This is a genomic window from Streptomyces sp. NPDC029151 (genome assembly GCF_055564315.1).
The window spans coordinates 1,368,834-1,388,271 of record NZ_JBVHWQ010000001.1 but is presented as its reverse complement, the minus strand read 5'-3'; the positions used below and the strand labels follow the sequence as shown (position 1 = coordinate 1,388,271).

Below are 19,438 nucleotides of genomic sequence, written 5' to 3'. Positions count from 1 at the left end.
CTCCAACCCGTCAAAGGAGACCGACAGATGCTGGACATCGCCGAGGAGCTGAACCGGTGGGTCGAGCAGGGCCGTGACTTCGCCGTCGCCACCGTCGTGGCCGTCGGCGGCAGCGCTCCGCGCCAGCCCGGCGCCGCCCTCGCGGTGGACGCCGACGGCACGGCGATCGGCTCGGTCTCCGGCGGGTGCGTGGAGGGTGCCGTGTACGAGCTGTGCCGGCAGGCGCTGGAGGACGGCGAGACCGTGCTTGAGCGCTTCGGCTACAGCGACGAGGATGCCTTCGCCGTCGGCCTGACCTGTGGCGGCGTCATCGACATCCTCGTCACCCCGGTCCGGGCGGACGGTCCCGCCCGGCCGGTGTTCGCGACCGCGCTGGCCGCCGCCGCCCACGGGGAGCCGGCGGCGGTCGCGCGGATCGCCGAGGGCCCCGCCGAGCTGCGCGGCCGGGCCCTGCTGGTCCGTCCCGGCGGCTCGTACGAAGGCGGCTTCGGCGCCCACCCCGAGCTGGACCGCACGGTCGCGGCCGAGGCCGGCGCCTTCCTGGACGCGGGCCGCACCGGCACGCTGGAGATCGGTGAGCAGGGCTCGCGCTGCGGCGCCCCGCTCACCGTCCTGGTGGAGTCCTCCGTCCCCGCACCCCGGATGATCGTCTTCGGCGCGATCGACTTCGCGTCGGCGCTGGTCCGCGTCGGCGCGTTCCTCGGCTACCGCGTGACCGTGTGCGACGCCCGCCCGGTCTTCGCCACCCGGGCCCGTTTCCCGGAGGCCGACGAGATCGTCGTCGAGTGGCCCCACGAGTACCTGGAGCGCACCGAGGTCGACGGCCGGACCGTCCTGTGCGTCCTCACCCACGACGCCAAGTTCGACGTACCGCTGCTGAAGCTGGCGCTGCGGCTACCGGTCGCCTACGTCGGCGCGATGGGCTCCCGCCGCACCCACCTGGACCGCAACGAGCGGCTCCGCGCGGTCGGCGTCACCGAACTGGAGCTGGCCCGCCTGCGCTCCCCGATCGGCCTCGACCTCGGCGCCCGCACCCCGGAGGAGACGGCCCTGTCCATCGCGGCGGAGATCGTCGCGGCCCGCCGCGGCGGCAGCGGAACCTCACTGACCGGCGCGCACACCCCCATCCACCACGACACGACGACACCGGCGACGCGGCGGATCGGGTCGGTGGCCTGAGAACGCGGGGCGGGGAGGCGGCGCGTTCGCGACCGGCCCGGCTGTCCGGTGGCCGGGCCCGCGCGCGTGGCCGGGGCGGCGCTCCCACGAGTGGGGCGGCCCCTCCCGTGGCCGGGGCATCGGGCCCGTGGCCGGGCGGCGCGTTCACGGCCGGTGCTGCGGTGCTGCGGTGCTGCGGTGCTGCGGTGCGTGTGGTGCATGCGGTGCCTCGGTGGTCGGGGCGTCGGGCCCGTGGCCGGGGCGGCGCTCCCACGAGTGGGGCGGCCCTCCCGTGCCCTGGGCGGCGCTCCCACGAGTGGGACGGCCCTCCCGTGGCCGGGGCGCCGGGCCCGTGGCCGGGCGGCGCGTTCGCGGCCGGTGCTGCGGTGCTGCGGTGCCTGCGGTGGTCGGGGCGTCGGGCCCGGGGCCGGGGCGGCGCCCGCGTGGGCGGGTCGGTGGTCTGCGCGTGCCTCGCGGCCGGGACGGCGGATCCGTGGCCGGGGCGGCGGCCTCGGGACCGGGACGGCGGGTGGTGACGGGTCCGGGAGCCCGGTGGAACCGGTTCGCGGCGGGACCCGGCCTAGGGAACGGCGGCGCCGCCCCGCCCTGACCGGACCGCGGACACGGCACACGCCTCGTCCGCCGGCGCCGTCGGCCGTGCCGGTTGGTCGGCATCGTCCGCCGTGCCGCGGCTTCGTCGGTCCGGCCCGGTGGCCCCGCCGGTTCCGCGGCGGCCGGAATGCGGACACGGCACACGCCTCGTCCGCCGTGCCGGCCTCGTCGGTCCGGCCCGGTGGCCCCGCCGGTCCCGCGGCGGCCGGACCGCGGACACGGCACACGCCTCGTCCGCCGGCCTCCTCGGCCTCGTCGGCCGTGCCGGTTGGTCGGCATCGTCCACCGTGCCGGCTTCGTCGGTCCGGCCCGGTCGCCCCGCCGGTCCCGCGGCGGCCGGAATGCGGTTGCGCGGCCCCGCCGGCTTCGTCGGTCCGGCCCGGTCGCTCCGCCGGTCCCGCGGCGGCCGGAATGCGGTTGCGCGGCCCCGCCGGCCCTGTGTTGCATGGCGGCATGGTGCTGTCCCCCGACCGGCTGGCGGCCTTCGCCGCCCTGTCCTTCCTGCTCATCGTGGTGCCCGGCCCCAGCGTGCTGTTCGTGGTCGGGCGCGCCCTGGCCCACGGCCGCCGGGCCGCGCTGACCACCGTGGTCGGCAACACGCTCGGCGCGTACGTGCTCGTCGTCGCCGTGGCGCTCGGTGTCGGCCCGGTCGTCGAGCGCTCGGTCCTCGTCTTCACCGCCCTGAAGCTCGCGGGCGCCGCGTACCTGGTGTACCTGGGCGTGAAGGCGTGGCGGCAGCGCGGCTCGCTGCGGGCCGCGGTCGCGGAGTCCGGGCCGGCCCGCGGCGGCCTGCGCACGCTGGGGGAGGGGTTCGCGGTCGGTGTGGCCAACCCCAAGACGATGGTGTTCTTCGCCGCCGTACTGCCGCAGTTCGTGGACCGCGAGTACGGAAGCGTCCCGGCCCAGATGCTGCTGCTCGGTCTCGTCTTCAACGCCATCGCGGTGGTCTCCGACGGCGTCTGGGGCCTCGCCGCCTCCGCCGCCCGCGACTGGTTCGCCCGCTCGCCCCGCCGCCTGTCCGCGGTCGGCGGCACGGGTGGTCTGACGATGATCGGCCTGGGTGTCACGGTCGCGCTGACGGGCCGCAAGGACTGAGACCCCGCTCGCGGGACCGGACGGGTGACCGGGGACCGCTCACCCCTGCCTCAGCAGTCGGTTCACGGTGCGGCCGAACAGACGGAGGGACGCGGCTTTCAGGGGGCCGTCGAAGGCGGCGGGCAGCAGGCGGACGCGCAGGTGCTCGCGCCACAGGACGCGGGTGCGGCCGCCGGCGCCCGGGCGGACCTCGATCTCCGCCCAGCCGAGGACCACCCGGCCGCGTTTCTCCAGCCGGCACAGGCCGCTCTCGCCGGCGGCCGGGGGACGCCAGACCGTCACCTCCATGACGTCGTCGAAGACGAGCGGGCCGAGACCCGTGCGGGCCACGAAACGGGTGCCCTCGCGGGTCGGGGCGGGTGTGAGCACGCTGATCCGGGTCAGCGGTACCGCGCCGGCGTGGCGGGGCCAGTCCGTGAGCCGGTGCCAGGCGACGTCGGCCGGGAGCGGGGTCGTACGTTCGAGGGAGAAGGTGGGCACGGCACGATCGTAGGCACGTCCGGCACCCGTTCACCGCCCGGTCGAAGGGCGGCGGGGACGCCGTGGCTACGGCCGGTACACCTTTCCGGGCTCCGCCTTCCCGGGCGCCAGGAGCTGCGGGACCGTCACGAAGACGTAGCCGCGCGCCTTCAGCGCGTCGATGATGCCGGGCACGGCGGGCACGGTTCCGGGATAGATGTCGTGCAGCAGGATGATCCCGTCCCGGGACGACTGGTCGAGGACGCGCTTGGTGATGAGCGCCGAGTCGTCGGTCGTGTAGTCCTTGGCGGTGACGCTCCACAGCACCTCCGCCAGCCCCAGCTCCTTGCAGATCTCGTGCACGTCGGCGTCCGTACGGCCCTGCGGCGGGCGCATCAGCGTGGGCTTGTGCCCGGTGAGCCGTTCGATCGCGTCGTTGGGCCGCTTCAGTTCCTCGCGTATCTGCGCGTCGGATATGCGAGTGAGGATCTTGTGGTCCCAGGTGTGGCTCGCGACCTCGTGGCCCTCCGCCGCCATCCGCTGCACGAGCTCCGGGTACTTCTCGATGTGCCGCTTGCCGAGCAGGAAGAAGGTGGCCGGGACCTTCTTCTCCTTCAGGATGTCGAGCAGCCGCGCCGAGTTCTCGCTGGGCCCCGCGTCGAAGGTGAGCGCGATGCACTTGGCCTCGCGGCAGTCGACGGTGCCGAACCGGGCCGGCGCCCCGTGCGCCCCCTTCGCCGCCTCGGCGCGGGCGGTGCTCGGTGCCGTCGTGTCGACCTCGGCGCAGCCGGTCAGCGTGAGCGCCAGGCAGGCCGCGGCGGACGCGAGCGCCCAGCCACGCAACCCGCGGCCCGTTGCGCGCATCTTCCTGGTCGTCCCGCCCGGGCGGCTGGGGCGGGGCGCGTCGGTCGGCGTCGGGATCGTGTCGGTCGAAAGAGGCATGCCGGGACTATACACCGAGTGTATAGCTCACATGTTCGAATCTGCTTCTCTCTCTGGAGTCCCTGTCTCCGGCCCACCGCGGCGACCTCGTGCACACCAGTAGTACCGGGCGGGTACGCGGAGTAACCTCGGGACCATGACGCGCACGGGGGAGCGAGTCGTGGCATCACGCTTACGGACACCGTCCTGGATCGCCCGCATCGAGACACCGGACGGGCGCGTCCTCGGCGCGGGCGTGCTGCTCGCCCCCGAGCGGGTCCTCACCGCCGGCCATGTCGTCAGCCCCGGCCACCACTACACCGTCCGCCTGGTCGGCGTCCCCGGACTGGACGCCGTGACCGCCACCGTCCGCCCCGACGAACACGTGCCCCAGCGCGAGGACGCCTTCGGCGACCGCAGCGGCGACCTCGCCCTGCTGCGCCTGTCCGCTCCGCTGCCCGCCGAACACGCCACCCGGCTCTACCGGCTCGCGGCCCCGCACGGCCCCGTCAGCATGTACGGCTTCCCGGACGGCGACGACGGAGGGCGCTGGCACGGCGCCACCCTGGTCGCCGCCCGCGGCCGGGACAGCCAGGTGCAGCTGCGCCCGCTCACCCCCGGCGAACTCGCCGCCCCCGGCTTCAGCGGCGGAGGCGTCGTCGACCACACCACCGACCAGGTCATCGGCATCGTCCTCAGCGTGGACGACGGGCCGGGCTCCGTGTTCAGCTACATGAGCCCCACCGAGACCATCCTCCGGCACCTGCCGCAGGCCGCCGAGTGGACCGACGGCGCCGAGGCCGTCGACCCGCGGCTGCGCACCGGCGTCGCCGCCGCCGGCCGGCTCGACGTAGGGTTCGCCACCGAACTCGCCTCCTGGTTCCGCGGCGAGGGCTGCCCGGTGCTCGTCACCGTCGTCCCCGCCCGCGGCGACCGCGCCTGGACCCTGCAACGCGCCGTCACCCTGGCCGACCGCGAACTGCGCACCCACCGCAACACCAGTGCCGTCAGCCACGACCCGCCCGAGACCGTGCCGCCGGCCGGTGCCCACGACCTCGCCCTGGACGTGGGCGGCATGACGGCCGCGGAGGTCATGGACCGGATCGCCGAACGCCTCGGCATCCGCGACGACCCCCGGCCCGAACGGCTCGGCTCCCTGCGCGTCCCGCTCGCCGCCGTCCTGGTCGCCGTCGACGAGGCCGCCGAACCCGACGCCCTGCTCGTCCTGCTGGACCGGCTCGCCCGGCACGGCGCCCGGCTGCTGCTGGCGTTCCGCCGCCCGGGCGAGCGCGCCACCCGGGCCGCCGAGACCCTCGTACACCGCCCGCTGCGCGACCGCTGGGCCCGCCTGGAGAGCGAACTCGCCCGGATCACCGACGAGCTGGGGCCGGCCCTCGACGTCAGCCGGAGCCGTGTGCTGCCCGCGCCCGGCACCCGGCCGCTGCTCGACCGGGCCGAGGCCGGGGTGCGGCGCAGCCGGATGCTGCGCACCTGGATCGCCCGCAGCCCCGAGCAGGAACGCGACCCCGGGAGCGCGGACCTGCTGCGCACCTACGAGCTGGCCGCCGACCGCCGCCGCCGGCGCCTGGAGAAGGCGATCGGGCTGCTCGACGTCCGGCTGCGCCGCCGCGACGAACTCCTCGGCCGCGTCGGCGCGGAGTGGCCGCTGTGCCGGCAGCGGGCCGCCGCGCACGGCGACCGGGTCATGGCCGCCTACCGGCTCTACGAACGCGCCATGTCGGTCCTGCGGCAGACCCCGTGCGACATCGAGCGCGCCGAGGCCGCCGTCGAGCGCTTCGTACGTTTCTGCTCCACCACCGCACCCGAAGAGGAGGGCGCCTCATGACGTCGCGCGCGCGGCCCGGAGAACCTCTCGCGACCCGGCCCGGCAAGGAGCGTGCCCTGTGACCTCGTGCGTCCGGCCCGGCTGCGCGGGCCGCATCATGGGCACCGGCTACTGCGACACCTGCGGCCACCGGCACGCCGAGCCCCGTACCGCGCCGCCGGTCCGGCCCCGGTCCGGCACCGCCGGGGCCACCGGCACGGCAGGCACCGCCGAGGAAGCCGCCGGCCCGGCCGCCGTGCACGCCGTCGCCGGGCTCGGCGAACTCGACCAGCACGGACTGGTCGTGCTGCCCGAGATCCCCGAACCCGGCAAGGTGCTCGTCGACGACCCCCGCCCGCCCACCGGGGGCCGCCGCTGCAACGCGAACGGCTGCACCATGACCATCGGCGTCGGCTACGGCGGCCAGCCCGGCCTCCCGACCGGCCGCTGCCCCCGCTGCGGCACGCGCTACGACCTGCGTCCGCAGCTCAAGGAGGGCGACATCGTCGACCGCCACTACAAGGTGCTCGGCTGTCTCGCCCACGGCGGCCTCGGCTGGGTCTACCTCGCCGAGGACACCCGCGCCGACGGCTACCGGGTCGTCCTCAAGGGCCAGATGAACGTGCACGACGCCCTCGCCCGCCGCTCCGCCGTCGAGGAGCGCCGCTCCCTCACCCACCTGCACCACCCCGACATCGTCCGCTTCGTCACCTACGCCGAACACCCGGCCCTCGACGGCTCGCTCACCGGGTACCTGGTCATGGACTACATCGGCGGGCGCTCGCTCCAGCAGCTCTTCGACGACGACGAGGCCGAACGGATCTTCCACGGCCGCCCCCGGCTCGACCACGTCCTCACCTACGGCTGCAAGATCCTCGGCGCGCTGGAGTACATGCACGAACGGGGCCTGCTCCACTGCGACATGAAGCCGGCCAACGTCATCCACTTCGGCCGGGCGATCAAGGTCGTCGACCTCGGCGCCGCCCGCGCCATCGGCGACCGCGCCTCCGCCTACGTCTACACGGACGGCTTCGCCCCGCCCAAGGAGGAGATCGACCGGCGCGGCTGGCACGTCGACAGCGACCTCTACACCGTCGGCATGACCCTCCAGGCCCTGGCCCGCGGCACCGAGCCCGCCCGCGGCCTCGCGCCCGACTCCTTCCGCCGCCTCGTCGACCGCGCCACCCACAGGGCACCCGGCGCCCGGTTCCGCTCCGCGGCCGAGATGTCCCGGCAACTGTGGGAAGTGCTCCGCGAGTTCCGCTCCCTCCAGTTCGGCGAACAACTGCCGGAGAGCTCCACCCGGTTCCGTGCCTCCGGTGCCAGCCTCGACGCCGGGCTCGGCGCCATCCCCGCCCTCGCCCACTGGACCGGCCGGCCCGGCGAGCGGCCCGCCGCACTGGACGTCTCGCCGCCCCTCGCCGCCGAGGTGGCCGGCGCCCTGCCCGACCCGGTGCCCGACCCGGAGGACGGCGCCGCCCTGCTGCTGGACACCTTCCCGCCCGACGCCCCCGACCGCGTCGCCCGGCAGTGGCCCCGCGAATCCCGCCTCGGCACCCCCGAGACCGCGCTGTGGCTGTGCCGGGCCTACCTCAGGAAGGGGGAACAGCAGGCGGCGGAGAGCTGGCTCGCCGAGGCCGAGACCCAGCTCGGCGAACGCGCCGCCCACGACTGGCGCATCGCCTGGCACCACGGCGTCCTGCACCTCAGCAAGGGCGAGGTGGACCTGGCCGGTGCCCGCTTCGACGCCGTCTACGCGGCCCTGCCCGGCGAGTACGTGCCCAAGCTCGCCCTCGGCTACTGCGCCGAGCACGCCCGCGCCGACCGTCCCGGAGCGGGGCGCCCGGTCCGGGCCATGCGGTACTACGAGGCCGTCTGGAAACGGGACTCCGCGCACACCGCGGCCGCGTTCGGCCTGGCCCGCGGCCACCTGGCCGGCGGTGACCGGGACGCCGCCGTGCGCGTCCTCGACGAGGTCCCCGCCACCTCCCGGCACCACGACGCCGCCCGCATCGCCGCCGTACGCGTCCGCGCCGGCCTCCTGCACGGCGGCCCGCCCACCCCGGCCGGCCTCCGGGACGCCGCCCGGCGGCTGCCCGGACTGCGCCTGGACGGCGGCGCGGCGAGCGGCGAGTCCCGGGCCCGGCTGATCGCCGAGGTCCGCGAGAACGCCCTGCACAGCCGGCCCGTCCAGGGCCGGGAACCCGGCCTCCCGCCCGGGGACCTCTTCGGCCCCGGGGACGAGGACGGCCTGCGCACCCGGCTGGAACAGTCCTTCCGTCAGCTGGCCGCCCAGGCCCGCACCGCGGGGGAACACGGCCGGCTCCTCGACCTGGCCCACGCCGTGAGGCCGATGACCACCTTCTAGAACCCCTGGCCACCGCCCGGAACACCCGGACCGCCACGCGGAACGCTCCGGCCGCCCGCACCGACCACCTTCCAGACGTCCTGACCGCCCAGGGGAGAGGCACCGATGACCGTGTCCGAGGAGTCCGAGGTGACGCTCGAGGTCAGCCAGGAGAAGGAACTGTCCGTCGCGCCCGCCCCCGGGGGACGCCACCGGGACCGGGAGATGCACGCCATCCTGGAGATCGGGGTCAGGGGCGGGGACCGCCCGGCACACGCCGGCGCGCCCGTGTCCGGCACCGGGCCGGCGCTCGCCGAGGTGCTGATCGTCGACACCTCCCGCTCCATGCTGCACCCCGCCGCCAAGCTGCACGCCGCCAAGGACGCCACCGCCGCCGCGGTCCGGATGCTGCCCGACGGCACCGCGTTCGCCGTGCTCGCCGGCCAGTTCCACGCCACCCTGGTCCACCCCGGCCCCGGCAGCGAGGTGCTCGCCGTCGCCGATCCCGCCGAACGCGAGGCCGCCGAACGCGCCGTACGCATCCTGGACGCGGACGGGGGCACCGCCATCGGCACCTGGCTCGACCTCGCCCGGCGGCTGCTCAAGGATCACCCCGCCCCGGTCAAACACGTCCTGCTGCTCACCGACGGACGCAACGAGCACGACCACCGGGCCGCCATGGCCCTGGACACCGCCCTCGACGCCTGCGAGGGCCGGTTCGTCTGCGACGCCTGGGGCATCGGCGACGACTGGGACGCCGAACTGCTGCTGCGCATCACCCGGCGGCTGCACGGCCGCGCCCGCGCCGTCCGTGCCGAGTCCGAACTGACCGCCGCCTACGAGGGGGTGGTGGCGGGACTGCTGGGCACGGCGGTGCCCGAACTGCGGATCCGGATCACCCCCACGGCCGGCACGGTGATCCGCCAGGTGAAGCAGGTGGTGCCGAGCGAACAGGAGCTGCCTCCCGTCCCGGCCGGCCGCGGCGGGCGCGGCGTGGAGTACATCACCCGTGCCTGGGGCGACGAGGTGCGCCACTACCAGGTCGTCCTGACCGCCGACCCGAGCGGCCGGGAGACCGGCGAGGACCTCCAGCTGGCCGCCGTGGAGGTCGTCGTACCCGACTTCGTCCGGCCGGTACGGCTGCCCGAGCCGAAGCCCGTCCTGGTGCGCTGGACCGACAACCCGCGCGACGCCTCCTCCGTGCTGCATCCCGGGGTGCGCCGGCACGAGCTGTACCAGCAGGCGAGCGCCGCCGTCGTCGGCGCCTACCGGGCCTGGCTGCGCGGGGCCGACGGCCGGGACGCCGCGGACCGGGAACTGGCCCGGGCCCTCGCGCTGGCCGGCGACCTCGGCGACACCCAACTGCTCGGTGCCCTCCGGCTGATCGAGGCGGCACCGGGCACCGGCCGGGTCCGGACCGGCCTGAAGGACGTCGACTGGCAGCACCTGATCCTCTCCAGCGCCCTCGCCACCCCGCCGGACCCCTCGGCGGCCTCGTCCCCGGTCGCATCGGACGAGGCCTCGTCGCGGACGGCGGGCCCGGCCGCGGCCCGCGCCGCCGCGCGGCCGGACGGCGCCCCGCCCCCCGAGCCCCCCGCCGCCCCGCCCAGCCCCGCCCTCCCCGTCCGCCCCGACGGACTCGTGGAGTGCCCGGACTGCCACTGGCTCGGCCCCGCCGAATCCGTCTACTGCGGCGGGAAGTGCGGCCGGCTGCTGAGGGGGGTGCCCTCATGAGCACCGGCAGGGGGACGCACCCCGGAGCGGAGCACCGTCCGGGCGCCGGCACGCCCGCCGTGCCCTCCTCACCCTCCTCACCCCCCTCGTCCCCCTCGTCCGCCTTCTCCGTGCCGCACCCGCGGATGCGCCCGGCCGATCGCCGGGTACCGGGAGTGCCCCGCCTGCCCGCCCGTCTCCTCGCCAGGCTCCCCGGCACCCGCCGGCGCCCGCCGGACGGCGGCAGCACGACCGCCCGCGACCTCGCGGTCCGCCACCGGCTGCTGCTGGTGCTGTCGGCGCTGCTCACGCTGTCCCTGTTCGCGTCGTACCAGGGCGTGCACGGCGACGCGAACCCGCTGCGCACCTCCAGCGCCCCGGCCGTGCTGTCCCTCGACACCGCCCTGTACGCGCTCCACCAGGCCCAGCAGGACGCCGGCTCGCCGACCCCGACCAGCGACTTCCAGAAGCAGATCTCGGTCGCCGCGCAGAGCCTGGCGGCCGCCGCCGCGGACGACGACGTGGGCGGACCGTCGGGCCGCCAGGCCCTGCAGACCGTCGCCGGACTCATCACCGTCTACGCCGTCAAGGTCCAGCAGTCCCAACTCCAGCCCGACGGCAGCGTGTTGCGCGAGGCGTACCTCAGCTACGCCACGAGCATCCTGACGGAGAAGCGCTCGGGGATACAGGACCGGCTGAAGCGCCTGCAACGGCAGCAGCGCGCCGCCGTGCACCGGCAGACCTCGTTCGGCCCGCTGCTGTGGCTCGGCTGGAGCGTCACCCTGCTGCTGACCCTGGCCCTCGGCGCCGCCCTGCTGGAGACCCAGCTCTTCCTGCGGCACCGGTTCCGCCGCCGCTACAACCGCCAGCTCCTCGCGTCGGTCGCCCTGTCGGCGGCCGGCGTCGTCACCGCGGTGCTGTTCACCGTGTGGACCCAGGCGGGCATGACGGACACCCGGCACCTGCTCGACAGCCCGCTGCCCGGGCCGCACATCCCCGACGCGGGGCGGCACACCGCCTCGTACCTCGCGCACACCGGCTTCCGCGCCGCGGCCGCGGTGTGGATCCTGATCGGAGGCGTCCTGCTGATGGCACTGGTCGAGACGGGCCTGCGGAGGCACATCGACGACTACCGGTTCAGGCCCCGGTGAGCGCGCGCCCCGGCGGCCCGGCGACGGCCGCCCCCGGCATCCGGCCCCGCCCCTCGCGCCGCCTGGTCCGCACGGTCACGGTGGTGGCGGGCTGCCTGGTCCTCCTGGCCGCGGCCGTGGTGGTGGGGACGCGCGTCCTCGGACGGGAACCGACCGTCACCCTGCTGGCCAACTGGACCAGCGACGACGAGACGGACTTCCGGAAGGCGGTCATCGAGCCGTTCGAGCGGAAGTACCGCATCCACGTCGACTACCAGGGCAGCAACGCCGAGAGCCAGGTGCTCGGCGCCGACGTCGAAGCCGGCACCCCGCCCGACGTGGTGGTGCTCACCGGCCCCGGCGAACTCGCCGAGTACGCGCGGCAGAAGCACCTCCTGCCCCTCGAAGACCTCGTGGACACCGAGGACTTCGGGAAGTCCTGGGCCAAGCCGCTGGCGGACGGACACGTGTACTGGTTCCCGCTCAAGGCCGACCTGAAGAGCATCGTCTGGTATCCGGGCGACGTCGGTGAGCAACAGCGCGGCCAGGCGGCGCACGAACCGGCCCAGTGGTGCGTCGGCATGGGCTCCGGCGCCACCAGCGGCTGGCCCGGCACCGACTGGATCGAGGACATCCTGCTCCAGCGGTACGGCCCGGAGGTCTACGAGCAGTGGGCGCGTGGTGATCTGTCCTGGCGGTCGAAGCAGGTGAAGTACGCCTGGACCACCTGGCGCGACCTGGTCGACGCCGGCGGGGACCGGGACCTCGTCCGGCGGTCGCTGAAGACCCCGTTCGGCGACGTGTCGAAGCTGGTCACCACGGAGCCCCGGGGCTGCACCCTGGAGCACCAGGCCTCCTTCATCCGCGGCCGGCACGCCTGGCAGCTGGCCCACGGCCGCTGGTCGCCCTCCGCCCCGCTGCTCGTCGGGACGGCCGCCAACCGCGCCTGGGAGGTCTCCGGCGACCTGGTCGCCCTGCTGCACACCACCCCGGAGGCCAGGACACTGATCCGCTACCTGGCCTCCGCCGACGCCCAACGCGCCTGGGCGGCGAAGGAGTCGGGGTTCTCGGTGCACACCGACGTCGAGCCCGGCCCCGGCGACCCCGACTCCGACTGGCGCCTCCCGCTGGCCCGCACCCTCCGCGACCGGCAGGAGGCGCACTGCTTCGACGCCTCCGACGCGATGCCGCCCGCGGTGCGCGACGCGTTCGCCGAGGCGACCATCGAGTTCCTCGCCCACCGCGACCACCTGGAGACCCTGCTGCGCTCCCTGGAGACCCTCAGCAACAGCGACGGCCTGACCTGGCTGCCGTCGGTCTGCGACCGCCCGCCGGGCTGACCGCCCGGGTCAGCCCCGCCCCCAGGGCAGCGTGAGCCCCCGCCCCTGTGCCCGGCCCGCCCCGGCGGCCGGGCCGCGGGTGGCGGGGTCCAGCGGGTTGTCGCCGATCGCCGCGGCCGACGCCTCGTCGGGCCCGACCACCACGACCTCGGCCCCCCGCTCCCGCAGCTCGGCCACGGTGCGCTCCAGCGGCTGCTCGCTGGGGAACGGCTCGGTGACGCCCAGCGGCACCAGCACCAGCACCCGCTCGGCACCGGCGGCGAGGTCGGCGTTGGCGACGGACCGCACCCCGCCGTCCATGTACCGGCGCCCGCCGATGGTCACCGGCGGCCACACCCCCGGCACCGCGCAGCTCGCCGCGACGGCGTCCACCAGAAGGACGCCCGAGGTCCGGTCGAACACCCGCGGTTCACCGCTCTCCGCGTCCACCGCGACGACCTTCAGCGCCCGCTCGGGCCACGTGTGGACCGGCAGCCGCGACGCGATCACCGCGCGCCGCTCCGCCTCGGAGACCGTCCGCGCCGCGAGCGCCATCCGCCCGACCGCGCGCCGCAACTCCTCGGCCGAGGCGGCCGGTCCGGTGACGGCGCCGAGCTCCGCGGCGAACTTCTCCCGGTCCGTCCCGGCCGCGAGCTCGGCGGTCTGCGCCGCGGGATCCGCCTGCCGCGCGTACAACTCCTCCAGGTCCAGCCCGCTGCCCAACTGGGCCGCCACGGTGGACCCCGCGGAGGTCCCGACGAGCAGACCGGCCCCCGTCACGTCCCGTCCGGCATCGGCGAGCCCCGCCAACACCCCGGTGAGCCAGGCGATCCCGCCCACTCCGCCGCCACCGAGCACCAACGCCTCACGCACGCCCGCTCCTTCCGCCGACCGGTGTCCTCCAGGGACGCTACCGTGCCGTCATGACCAAGAGCAGCGGGAAGCGGAGCGGCCGGAGCGGTGCGGACGGTGCCCCGGTGATGGACGGACGTGCCCTCAACCGCGCCACCCTCGCCCGGCAGCTCCTGCTGGACCGTTCCCCGCGGTCGGTGCCGGACGCGGTGCGTCATCTCCTCGGCCTCCAGTCGCAGAACACCAGGCCCCCGTACTACGCCCTCGCCGCGCGGCTGGACGGGTTCGCGCCGCAGCGGTTGTCCGCGCTCATGGCCGGCCGGGAGGTGGCCCGGATCGTCAGCCTGCGGTCCACGATCCACACCCACACCGCCGACGACTGCCTCGCGCTGCGGCCGTTCGTCCAGCCGGCCCGCGACCGGGAGCTGCGGCACTTCCGCGCGGGGCTGGCCGGTGTCGACCTGGACCGGCTCGGCGCCGTCGCGCGGGACCTGGTGGAGGCCGGGCCGCGGACCATGGCCCAGCTGCGCGAGGCGCTCGGCGCCGTGTGGCCGGACGCCGACCCGCGGGCCCTCGCCGTCGCCGCCCGGTGCCGGCTCCCGCTCGTCCAGGTCACCCCGCGCGGGCTGTGGGAGGAGAGCGGCCAGGTCGCCCTCACCACCGTCGAGCACTGGCTGGGCCGGCCCGCCGAACCCGCCCCCGCGCCGGACGCCGTGGTCCCGCGCTACCTCGCCGCCTTCGGTCCCGCCTCCGTGCGGGACATGCAGACCTGGTCCGGGCTCACCCGCCTCGGACCGGCCTTCGAACGCCTGCGCCCCGGGCTGCTGACCTTCCGTGACCCGAACGGGGTCGAGCTCTTCGACCTTCCCGACGCCCCGCGCCCCGACCCGGCCACCCCCGCGCCGCCCCGCTTCCTGCCCGAGTTCGACAACCTCCTGCTCTCCCACGCCGACCGCACCCGCGTCGTACCGCCCGCCCACCGCGGCCGTCACTGGCGGGGCAACCAGGCCTACCGCACCCTGCTCGTGGACGGCTTCCTGGCCGGAGTGTGGAAGCTCGACGGCGACACCCTCGTCATCGAGACCTTCGAACAGCTGACCGGGGCGCAGCGGGAGGAGGTCACCGCGGAAGGGGAGCGCATGCTCGCGGTGATGCACCCGGGTACCGCGCACGACATCCGGTTCGGGGCGGTCGTGGGGTCGTGAGCGCACCCGGGGCGCGGGGGCGCCGTACGGCGGAAGGGCACCGGTGGCGCGGGCGTATGCGGACGGGAACGTTCCGGCGGGGCCGTGCCGTTCCCCCTGGGTCCGTCCTGTCAGCGACCCTGGGAGCATCGTGCCCGAGACGACGCCCGCACCCGCCACCGTCCTCCCCGCCCTCCCCGTCCCCCCGGCCCTCCCGGCCCCGAGCGCCCAGGCCGAGCGGCTGATCGAGCTGGGGGTGCACCGGCTCGCCGGGCTGGCCGCCGCCGAGCTGCGCGCCTTCGCCCGGAGCGCCGGGGTGCCCGAGGACGGAGGGGCCCTGCTCGCCGTCCACCCGGACCGGGTCCCGGCCTCCGCCCTCGCGCCGCTGCTCCGCCGCGAGGACAAGGCCGGCTTCGTGGTCACCGACATGGCCGACGTCGACCTCTTCACCCCGCTGGACACGGTCGCGCTGCCCGACGCCCCGCTCTACCTGCTCACGGGGGTCGACCGGGGCGACCGGATGGCCGGCTGGAGCCCGGACGAGGCGCTGCCCGCCCTCACCGCCGAGGCCCGCACCCCGCTGCTGCTCTCCGAGGGCATCCACTGGGTGCTCCAGCAGCCGGCCGTCCTGGAGCGCAACCACTGCTTCATGACGATCGGCTCCCGGCTGCGCAAGGCCGACGGGCGCCTGGACGCCCGTACCCCGGCGCTCTGGATCAGCAACGGCACCGGGCGCGACGGCCGCGAGCGCCGCAACGCCCCCAAGGTCGGCTGGTGCTGGGCCGGCAACCGGCACACCTGGCTGGGCTTCGCCTCCGCGACCGGCCGCCGGACGGCGTGACCCGACCTCGGCCGTGGGAACCGGCCATTGGATAGGGGGCGGTTGCGGGCCGCTCGTGGTGGCTCGCAACCGCCCCCTGGCGGTTACCCGAGGGATGCTCGGGAAATCCTCCGGGTCACGAGGTGACCTGCGCGGTCACCAGGTCCGAGAAGGTGGTCAGCCGGGTGTACACACCCGGGTAACCGGCCTCCGCGCACCCCTCGCCCCAGGAAGTGATCCCTGCCAGGACGCCCCCGATGAGCAGGGGACCGCCGCTGTCGCCCTGGCAGGTGTCTACGCCGCCGGAGGAGTATCCGGCGCACACCATGTCGGACTGGACGAAGTCCGACCCGTAGGAGGAACGGCAGCTGGAGTCGGACACGATCGGTACGGTCGCGGTCCGCAGCTGGTTGGAGGAGCTGCCGTTCTCCGAGGTGGTGCCCCAGCCGAGGATGCGGGCCGTGGTGCCGGCCGCGTACACGCTCGTCTGGGAGGAGGTGACGTACTTCGTCGCGGTGTACGGCATCGACGTCGAGAGGGTCAGTACGGCCACGTCGTCGCCGTTGGTGGCGTCCGTGTACGTCGGGTTGACCCAGATGTCGCTGACCCGGCTCACCGTGCCGTTGGTGCCGTTCAGGTACGTCCGGCCGCCCACCACCCGGACGCTGCCGGTGGTCTCGCCGACCATGCAGTGCGCGGCCGTCACCACCTTCCTGGCGGACACCAGGGTGCCGCCGCAGAACTGGTTTCCGGACGCGTCCGTGATCTGCATCATGAACGGGTACGCGGTCGTCGTGGTGGTCGTACCGCCGACGACGGGCTGGGGTGCGGCACTCGCCGTGGGGGAGGCGAGCAGCGCGGTCGCCGCCGCGGCGGCGGTGGCCACCAGGGTCGCGGCGGTCTGTCTTGCACGTGTGAGCCCGAACATGAGTCTCCTCAGTGGGGGTTGCACCGGTGGGGGGTCGCGCGGGTGTGGGTGTGTATGGGGGTCGCGGGACCGACCCCCGTATGCCCGGGCGAGCGGCACGCCCTTTACGCTAGGACCCGGAACCCTCGGCTCCCAATGAGGGAACCCCCTAGGGGGTTGGGTGAGGGAAAACCCTCGGTCCGGTTCAGTTAACAAGAGCGCTCTTCACGGCGCGCGGCGACCTGCCGCCAATCGGACGATGTCGACCCGCGATCGGATCCCCAGCTTGCGGTAGACCCGGGTCAGGGTCGCCTCCACCGTCTTCACGCTGATGAACAGCCGGGCCGCGATCTCCCGATTGGTGGCGCCCTCCATGACGAGTGCGGCGACCTGACGCTCCATCGCGGCCAGCACGCCCAGGGCGGCCGGCGCGTCGGGTGCGGCCGGTGCCGGCGACGGCTCGGGTGCGGTGCGGGACTCCTCCACCTGGCGCAGCCAGGGCACCGCCCGGCAGCGCCGGAACATCCGGGCGGCCTCGTCGTAGGCCGCGGAGGCGGGGACACCGCCGCGCAGACGGGCCAGCGCGAACGCGGCCCGCGCCTCCTCCAGGCCGTAGCCCAGCTTACCGAGCCGGTCCTGAGCGGACGTCAGCTGGGCGAGTGCGGCCTCCAGGTCGCCGTGGGCGGCCCGCACCAGCGCCTCGGACCGGTCCAGCACGGCGAGGACGCTCTCCCGGCCCAGCCGCAGGGCGTGGTCCCGGCTGACGTCGATGACGTCCTGCGCCTCGGCCGGTTCACCGGTGCGGACGAGTGCCTCGGCGAGGTCGCCCTGCCAGCGGCCCCGGGCCGGGTCGGTGATGCCGAGCCCCAGCTCCAGGCTGCGCACCCGGCGCAGCGAGCGCACGGTGCCCGCCGGGTCCCCGGCCACCAGCTGGGCGTACCCCAGGGCGCCCAGCGCCCGGGACAGGTACATCTGGTCGCCGTCCTCCTCGGCGTGGTCCACCGCCTCCCGGGCGAGCACCAGCGCCCGGCCGACATCGCCGCCGGAGGCCTCGGCGAGGGAGGTGAGCATCGCCGAGGCCGTCTCGCCTATCCCCGAGTCCCGGGCCAGCCGCAGGCTGTCGCGGGCCAGGTCGAGGGCGCGCCCGCAGTGCCCGGCGCGCAGTTCGGTCTCGGCGAGGCCCCGCAGGAAGTGCACCTCGCTCTCCACCGAGCCGCGCCGCCGGACCTCGCTCAGCAGCGCGGTGACGGTGGTGCGGGCCTCGGCCAGCTGGTCGCCCATGACCAGCCAGCGGAACCGGGCGCTGCCCGCGCCGTTGTGATGCCAGGCCACCCGGGGGTCCTGGGGTTCCCGCAGAGCCCGTTTGATGGTGCGGGGCGCCTCCGGATGACCCATCAGGGTCTCGGTCTGCGCCTGGAAGGCGAGGGCGAGCAGCTCGGTGCGCCGGTCCTGGCCCCGCGCGGCCAGTTCGGCGGCGTGCGCGGCGGCCTCCCGGGCCTCGGTGAAGTCGCCCTCCACGATCAGCGCCCGCCAGCCCAGCTGGTAGTGGACGAGGGCGAGCAGCCGGGGGTCGTCGCCGGCGTCGGCGAGGGCCTGCGGGAAGACGGCGTCGACCTCGGCCATGGTGTGGCCGGCGGTGTCGATGACGACGATCCAGGCCCGCACCCGGTCGGCCGGTACGGTCGCCCGGGCCAGCACCTCCCGGGCGATGTCCCGGGCCAGGTCGACCTCGCCGGCGGTGATGGCGTCCTCGGCGGCCGCCAGCCGGCGCTCCTCCGGACTCGGGGTGCCGTCGGCGGGCGTGTGCCGGGCGGCGAGCAGGCCCAGCTGGGCGGCGACCGAGGGTGCCCCGCGGTCCCGGGCGAGGGCGGCGGCCCCGGCGAGCCGGGCGGCGACCTCCGGGTCGGTGCCGGTGGTGGCGAGGGCCAGGTGCCGGGCCCGCTCTATCGGGTCGGAGGCGGCGGTGGACAGCGCCGCGTGCGCGGCCCGCCGTTCGTGCGCGGGGGCCTCCGCGTACAGTGCGGCGGAGATCAGCGGGTGCGCGAACCGTACGGCGGGCGCGTCGGGCTCGGTGGCCAGCAGCCCGAGTTCGGCGGCCTGGGCGCACTCGGCCTCGGCGTTGCCCCGGCCGGCCGCGTGCAGCAGCGCGAGGGTGGGGCGGGCGCCGGCGCTGGCCACCAGCAGGGTGCGGCGGGCCTCCACCGACAGCATGTCGAGGCGGCTGAGGACGAGGGCGCGCAACGAGGTCGGCACGGGCAGCGGCTCGCCGGGCCGGGGCGGGGTGGGGCTGTCGGCGAGGGCGCGGCCCAGCTCCAGCGCGAACAGCGGGTTGCCGCCGCTGGTGCGGTGGATCTCGCGGAGCGTGGAGCGGGACAGGCCGCCGTGGCCGCGGTGGCCGAGCAGCTGGGCGACCTGGGTGCGGGAGAGCGGGCCCAGCCGGACCGCGAGGGTGCCCGGCGGGCAGGCGCGCAGCTGACGGTCGTACTCCTGGCTCTCCTGCCCCTCGGTGCGGACCGCGCACAGCAGTTGCACCGGGGTGCCCTCCAGGCGGCGGGCGGCGAAGCCGAGGAGTTCGGCGCTGGCCGGGTCCAGCCACTGCAGGTCGTCGGCGACGACCAGGACCGGGCCGTCGGCGGCGAGGGCACGCAGCGCGGAGAGCACCGCGAGGCGCAGGGCGAGGCCGTCGCGCTGCAGGCTGGACTCGCCGCGCCCGGTGAGCGCCGACTCCAGGGCGGTGCGCTGGGCGGCGGGCAGCCGGGGGGAGACGTGGTCGAGGACCAGACCGAGGAGGTCGGCGAGGGCGAGGAACGGAAGGTGGGATTCGGACTCGGTGGCCGAGCAGCGCAGGACCGTGCGCGCGGTGGCGCCGTATTCCTCGGCCAATGCCCGCAGGACCGTGGATTTCCCTATTCCGGCGGGGCCGTGGAGCAGCACGCTGCCGCCCGAGGCGAGTTGCTCGCGAGCGCCGGCGAACAGCTCCTCGCGGCCGATGACCAGGTCGGGGCGGCACCTGGCAGGCTCCTGGAAGTCCCGTCGCACGGTCACCGCTCCCCTCGTGTGTCGTGTCCGGGCCAAATTCTAGGCAACGATCCTTGA

Annotated in this window: 14 protein-coding genes; 9 read left to right on the top strand and 5 right to left on the bottom strand. The window is 75.6% G+C overall.

The genetic code is table 11. The annotated features are described in order from the left end of the window. The first annotated feature begins 27 nt into the window (after window positions 1-27). Both ACZ4VF_RS05600 and ACZ4VF_RS05595 read left to right on the top strand, forming a co-directional pair. Window positions 28-1,179 (top strand): XdhC family protein, encoded by a 1,152-nt coding sequence (locus ACZ4VF_RS05600; protein ID WP_467923332.1) that lies wholly within the window; start codon window positions 28-30, stop codon window positions 1,177-1,179. A 1,047-nt stretch (window positions 1,180-2,226) separates the two neighbouring features. Then, window positions 2,227-2,865 carry a LysE family translocator gene (locus ACZ4VF_RS05595; protein ID WP_467923784.1) on the top strand — a complete coding sequence of 213 codons (639 nt, stop codon included), beginning with the start codon at window positions 2,227-2,229 and terminating at the stop codon, window positions 2,863-2,865. Between the two features lie 39 nt (window positions 2,866-2,904). Here the strand turns inward: ACZ4VF_RS05595 and ACZ4VF_RS05590 are convergent, their stop codons facing one another. Together ACZ4VF_RS05590 and ACZ4VF_RS05585 are read right to left on the bottom strand one after the other, a co-directional pair. Further along, the gene (locus ACZ4VF_RS05590) at window positions 2,905-3,345 is read right to left on the bottom strand and encodes an SRPBCC family protein (RefSeq protein ID WP_467923331.1); all 441 of its coding nucleotides are present in this window, start codon (window positions 3,343-3,345) and stop codon (window positions 2,905-2,907) included. A gap of 66 nt (window positions 3,346-3,411) precedes the next feature. Further along, window positions 3,412-4,188: a polysaccharide deacetylase family protein gene (locus ACZ4VF_RS05585; protein WP_467923783.1), complete on the bottom strand. Its 777-nt coding sequence runs from the start codon at window positions 4,186-4,188 to the stop codon at window positions 3,412-3,414. A gap of 238 nt (window positions 4,189-4,426) precedes the next feature. Here ACZ4VF_RS05585 and ACZ4VF_RS05580 point away from each other — a divergent pair, with 238 nt between their 5' ends. The 5 genes from ACZ4VF_RS05580 to ACZ4VF_RS05560 all read left to right on the top strand — a co-directional run bounded on the left by ACZ4VF_RS05580 (window position 4,427) and on the right by ACZ4VF_RS05560 (window position 12,600). Further along, on the top strand, window positions 4,427-6,091 hold the full coding sequence (locus ACZ4VF_RS05580) for a trypsin-like serine peptidase (RefSeq protein ID WP_467923330.1): 1,665 nt from the start codon (window positions 4,427-4,429) through the stop codon (window positions 6,089-6,091). 58 nt (window positions 6,092-6,149) lie between these two features. Next, the gene (locus ACZ4VF_RS05575; RefSeq protein WP_467923329.1) at window positions 6,150-8,438 is read left to right on the top strand and encodes a serine/threonine-protein kinase; all 2,289 of its coding nucleotides are present in this window, start codon (window positions 6,150-6,152) and stop codon (window positions 8,436-8,438) included. Between the two features lie 105 nt (window positions 8,439-8,543). After that, window positions 8,544-10,151, top strand: coding sequence for a VWA domain-containing protein (locus ACZ4VF_RS05570; RefSeq protein WP_467923328.1), 1,608 nt, complete (start codon window positions 8,544-8,546; stop codon window positions 10,149-10,151). Between the two features lie 155 nt (window positions 10,152-10,306). Next, window positions 10,307-11,281, top strand: a complete 975-nt coding sequence (locus ACZ4VF_RS05565; RefSeq protein WP_467923327.1) for a hypothetical protein — start codon at window positions 10,307-10,309, stop codon at window positions 11,279-11,281. Continuing rightward, on the top strand, window positions 11,278-12,600 hold the full coding sequence (locus ACZ4VF_RS05560; protein WP_467923326.1) for an ABC transporter substrate-binding protein: 1,323 nt from the start codon (window positions 11,278-11,280) through the stop codon (window positions 12,598-12,600). The genes ACZ4VF_RS05565 and ACZ4VF_RS05560 overlap by 4 nt, the downstream gene beginning before the upstream one ends. Before the next feature lie 9 nt (window positions 12,601-12,609). On the opposite strand, the gene ACZ4VF_RS05555 is transcribed toward ACZ4VF_RS05560, so the two are convergent. Next, a complete protein-coding gene (locus ACZ4VF_RS05555) occupies window positions 12,610-13,452 on the bottom strand; it encodes a patatin-like phospholipase family protein (RefSeq protein ID WP_467923325.1) in 843 nt (280 codons plus the stop codon). 50 nt (window positions 13,453-13,502) lie between these two features. On the opposite strand from ACZ4VF_RS05555, the gene ACZ4VF_RS05550 reads away from it, so the two are divergent. Beyond that, window positions 13,503-14,636 (top strand): winged helix DNA-binding domain-containing protein, encoded by a 1,134-nt coding sequence (locus ACZ4VF_RS05550; RefSeq protein ID WP_467923324.1) that lies wholly within the window; start codon window positions 13,503-13,505, stop codon window positions 14,634-14,636. 130 nt (window positions 14,637-14,766) lie between these two features. Continuing rightward, window positions 14,767-15,456, top strand: a complete 690-nt coding sequence (locus ACZ4VF_RS05545) for a DUF5701 family protein (protein WP_467923323.1) — start codon at window positions 14,767-14,769, stop codon at window positions 15,454-15,456. Between the two features lie 115 nt (window positions 15,457-15,571). Here the strand turns inward: ACZ4VF_RS05545 and ACZ4VF_RS05540 are convergent, their stop codons facing one another. Then, window positions 15,572-16,363 (bottom strand): S1 family peptidase, encoded by a 792-nt coding sequence (locus tag ACZ4VF_RS05540; protein ID WP_467923322.1) that lies wholly within the window; start codon window positions 16,361-16,363, stop codon window positions 15,572-15,574. A 204-nt stretch (window positions 16,364-16,567) separates the two neighbouring features. Next, window positions 16,568-19,387, bottom strand: coding sequence for an ATP-binding protein (locus ACZ4VF_RS05535; RefSeq protein WP_467923321.1), 2,820 nt, complete (start codon window positions 19,385-19,387; stop codon window positions 16,568-16,570). Window positions 19,388-19,438 lie beyond the last annotated feature (51 nt).

Coding starts and splice junctions, on each gene's coding strand:
- ACZ4VF_RS05600 (WP_467923332.1), top strand. CDS start 28: ATGCTGGACATCGCCGAGGAGCTGAACCGGTGGGTCGAGCAGGGCCGT.
- ACZ4VF_RS05585 (WP_467923783.1), bottom strand. CDS start 4,188: ATGCGCGCAACGGGCCGCGGGTTGCGTGGCTGGGCGCTCGCGTCCGCC.
- ACZ4VF_RS05540 (WP_467923322.1), bottom strand. CDS start 16,363: ATGTTCGGGCTCACACGTGCAAGACAGACCGCCGCGACCCTGGTGGCC.
- ACZ4VF_RS05550 (WP_467923324.1), top strand. CDS start 13,503: ATGACCAAGAGCAGCGGGAAGCGGAGCGGCCGGAGCGGTGCGGACGGT.
- ACZ4VF_RS05570 (WP_467923328.1), top strand. CDS start 8,544: ATGACCGTGTCCGAGGAGTCCGAGGTGACGCTCGAGGTCAGCCAGGAG.